General features: G+C 54.0%; 1 protein-coding gene and 2 pseudogenes. 1 reads left to right on the plus strand and 2 read right to left on the minus strand.

All coding sequences use genetic code 11. From position 1 onward, the window contains the following. Positions 1 to 104: 104 nt before the first annotated feature. Positions 105 to 730 (minus strand): annotated as a pseudogene (locus tag GGD46_RS33475) (IS5/IS1182 family transposase); the annotation flags it as partial. Positions 731 to 1,049: 319 nt separating this feature from the next. Here GGD46_RS33475 and GGD46_RS33480 point away from each other — a divergent pair. Beyond that, positions 1,050 to 2,297, plus strand: coding sequence for an acetyl-CoA carboxylase biotin carboxylase subunit family protein (locus tag GGD46_RS33480; protein ID WP_004126188.1), 1,248 nt, complete (start codon positions 1,050 to 1,052; stop codon positions 2,295 to 2,297). 266 nt (positions 2,298 to 2,563) lie between these two features. On the opposite strand, the pseudogene GGD46_RS34225 reads toward GGD46_RS33480, so the two are convergent. Next, a pseudogene (locus GGD46_RS34225) lies at positions 2,564 to 2,790 on the minus strand (transposase domain-containing protein); the annotation flags it as partial. Positions 2,791 to 2,897 lie beyond the last annotated feature (107 nt).

Consider the following 2,897-nt stretch of genomic DNA (forward strand, 5'->3'; position numbering starts at 1 on the left):
CTTCGTCACTCATATTTGGTGTCCACCTATTTTAAGTGGACACTTCATGCGGCAGAGAATTCAACGCGAAAAGGCGCAACGAAATGAGCGCTTACACTTCGTCGGCGTGAGATGTCGCGGATCGTTCGCCCGAGATAGGTCCTTAGCTTGGGCAGCGCCGTCCCAGCCCGCTTGAACTGTTTGGCATGGGGATACCGCTGGTGCTGGATCAGGGCGAATTTTCCCAGCCGTCTGGCGCAGATCGAGCGCCACCCTGCGAGCCAGCCACACGAGCCGCTCCGTGCCCGGTCAATGAGCTTGGCGGCGGTCGGAAACATCATGTTCTTGGACTATTGTATCGACGATCGCCTGCCGCGTGTCCGACGACTTCATCGCACCGGTCTTGACGCCACCAAGAGGCTCTCCTGCAGAAGCGCCTTTATCCGCTACTCGCCCATGCGTTGGCGCCAGCCATGCGACAAACTGCATTTGCGCTGCCATCAGCGACGAACGATCGAAACGGCAATGTGTGTTGGAAGAATGTCCCGCCGCAGAAATACTGGAGAGGCTGTCGAGGTAGTGGCGGCATACCGGCTCCATCGGAATAAATCTCACCATATCGTTCTTCTAGAACGGCCAATCGATTGTCTGCGCCAACCAGATAAGGTCGTGCTTCAGATCAATGATCTGATCAAGACGAGACCGGAACGGATCCTGCTCCCGTCTCGCGCCGTTCACTAGGTCTCGACATTTGTTGGCTCCCATTGTTCCTGAGGCAATGCGACAGCTTTCTTGCGACACCGATTAATGGGACACGTACGATGTACCGGAAACATCAACTACTTCCGGATAATTCACGGCCGACTACCTTGGCCTCGTTTGACGAACTTGACAGATTCAACTTCAAATAGACGCTGCATAGGCCCTTCAAAAGTTTTACAGAATCTTTGCACAAGCAACCCGCCGACAATGATACGCTCACATAAACTGAAGAAACGCGTTGAGTGAGAGAGGGACTTTGCAATTTGCCCTCAGATCATCCAGAGCGTCAACGTCGGAGCTCCGCGTAAATGGCAAGAAGAGCGCTCATCCTAGTTGAAGGTAGTAGAGGTAATGGTCCTCTGTATATTCAAGCTGCCCAGCGCCTTGGCATTCAACCAATTACTCTATCGGTTGACCCAGCTCAGTACGACTATATTTCGGCAAAAAGGGTACAAGCGATCCGTGTCGATACAGGCGATCTCGATGCAATGATTCATGAGTGTACCCAGCTACGTGCGACTTATGACATCGCGGGCATCACTGGGTTCGCGGGCCGAGATGAATCGGTCTATGTGACAGTCGGGAGGCTCTGCCGCCATTTCGATCTACCCGGACCAGACCCAGCATCGATTGAACAGTGCTACGACAAATTCGTTCAACGTCAACTCCTCGCACGGGCGGGCGTTCCAATACCTGCCTACCGCTTGGCAACGGATGCAACGGACGTTGAAAGCTCTGCAGAGGAGATTGGTCTGCCGGTGATACTTAAGCCAGTCACTGGCAGCGGCAGCAGCGGGGTCCGATTATGCCGCAACATCACGGAGGTGGCTGAACACACGACTTATCTGCTGGGCGGTAAGCACATCTGGCGATCTTCGCCAGGGATACTAATCGAAGAGTTCGCTCAAGGACCATACTATAGTGTCGACACAATGGGGAATGAGGTCGTTGCAATTGGCACCGCCAAATTTGGCAGCCCACCGCATTTCGTCGTTCGTGAGAGCATCTTTCCGGCGCCCCTAACTGATGGTCAATGTAAGTGCATCGCCGATGTTTCACTAAGCTGCTTACGAGCTCTCGGTCTTGGTTGGGGGCCAGCGAACATTGAATTGCGGTGGACGAAGCGAGGTCCAGTCGCTATTGAAGTCAATCCGCGTCTTCCGGGTTGGACCACTCCTCGGCTGATTCAGCTGGCTTATGGTGTCGATCTTATCAATCAGCACATCAAGCTTGTCATAGGCGAGAAATGGGATTTGAGCCGAAGACGTTCGCAGACGGCGGCCGCACGATTCCTAGTTCCTGATACCGATGGCATCCTCGATTGGATCAATGGCGATAGGCAGGCAGCCGCTGAGCCCGGTGTCGCCGAGATTGAACTGTACCTTAAACCGAAGACGCCGTTCGTCAGGAAAAGCGATGACCGAGACTCGATTGGACACGTCATTGCCACCTCACCCAGTCGCAGTCAGACCGAGATCATACTTGAGCGTGCCGTTAACCTAATCAGTTGGTCGATTACACCTTTTCCGAACATTGGCGAACAGGAACAATTGTAAGCATCTGCTCGAGCAGCTTTTGAGATGCAGTACGCATTCGGCGAGGACCGCATTAATTTCGTATTTGCTCGTCAAAAGCTCTCGCAAGGGATATCGACGATGCGGTGCTGGCGCTGTCGTGGCTTGTGAAGACCCGCAGCTTGTGACTCTCAGGTGCATTGTGGCTCCGCCGTGTGCGGCGTCTACGCCCCATTGATTTTTCAGTTTCAGCGACTCAATAGTGTTCCCTAAGGCCGGATATGAGCTCAGGATAGTATCTGACGAGCTCATTGTGAGGTCTTGATGCGAGCGGCATAAGCCCATGGCATCAGAGCGTCGATATCTTTGGCAAGAGGCCATTGGCGAGACGGGTGAAGAGATCCCACAGATAAGCGTAGGGCTCCACGCCATTCATTTTGCATGTGCCAATCAGGCTGGCGAACTGGGCCCAGTTGCGTCCGCCTTCATCATGGCCTGCAAAGAGCGCATTGCGGCGGTTCATGGCAATGCCCCGTTCATTCGTATGCCCACGCCGAGGACCGCCTTGCTTTGTCACGGTGATAGCGATGTTTTGCTGAGGTGAGCGGTATCGCCACGTTGCTAACAACGAGGATAACGACG

Origin of the sequence: Martinezella lusitana, from assembly GCF_014207095.1 — a bacterium.
Taxonomy (GTDB): domain Bacteria; phylum Pseudomonadota; class Alphaproteobacteria; order Rhizobiales; family Rhizobiaceae; genus Rhizobium; species Rhizobium lusitanum_B.

Excerpts from the sequence above, each read along its gene's own strand:
- GGD46_RS33480 (WP_004126188.1), top strand. The coding sequence starts at position 1,050 with ATGGCAAGAAGAGCGCTCATCCTAGTTGAAGGTAGTAGAGGTAATGGT.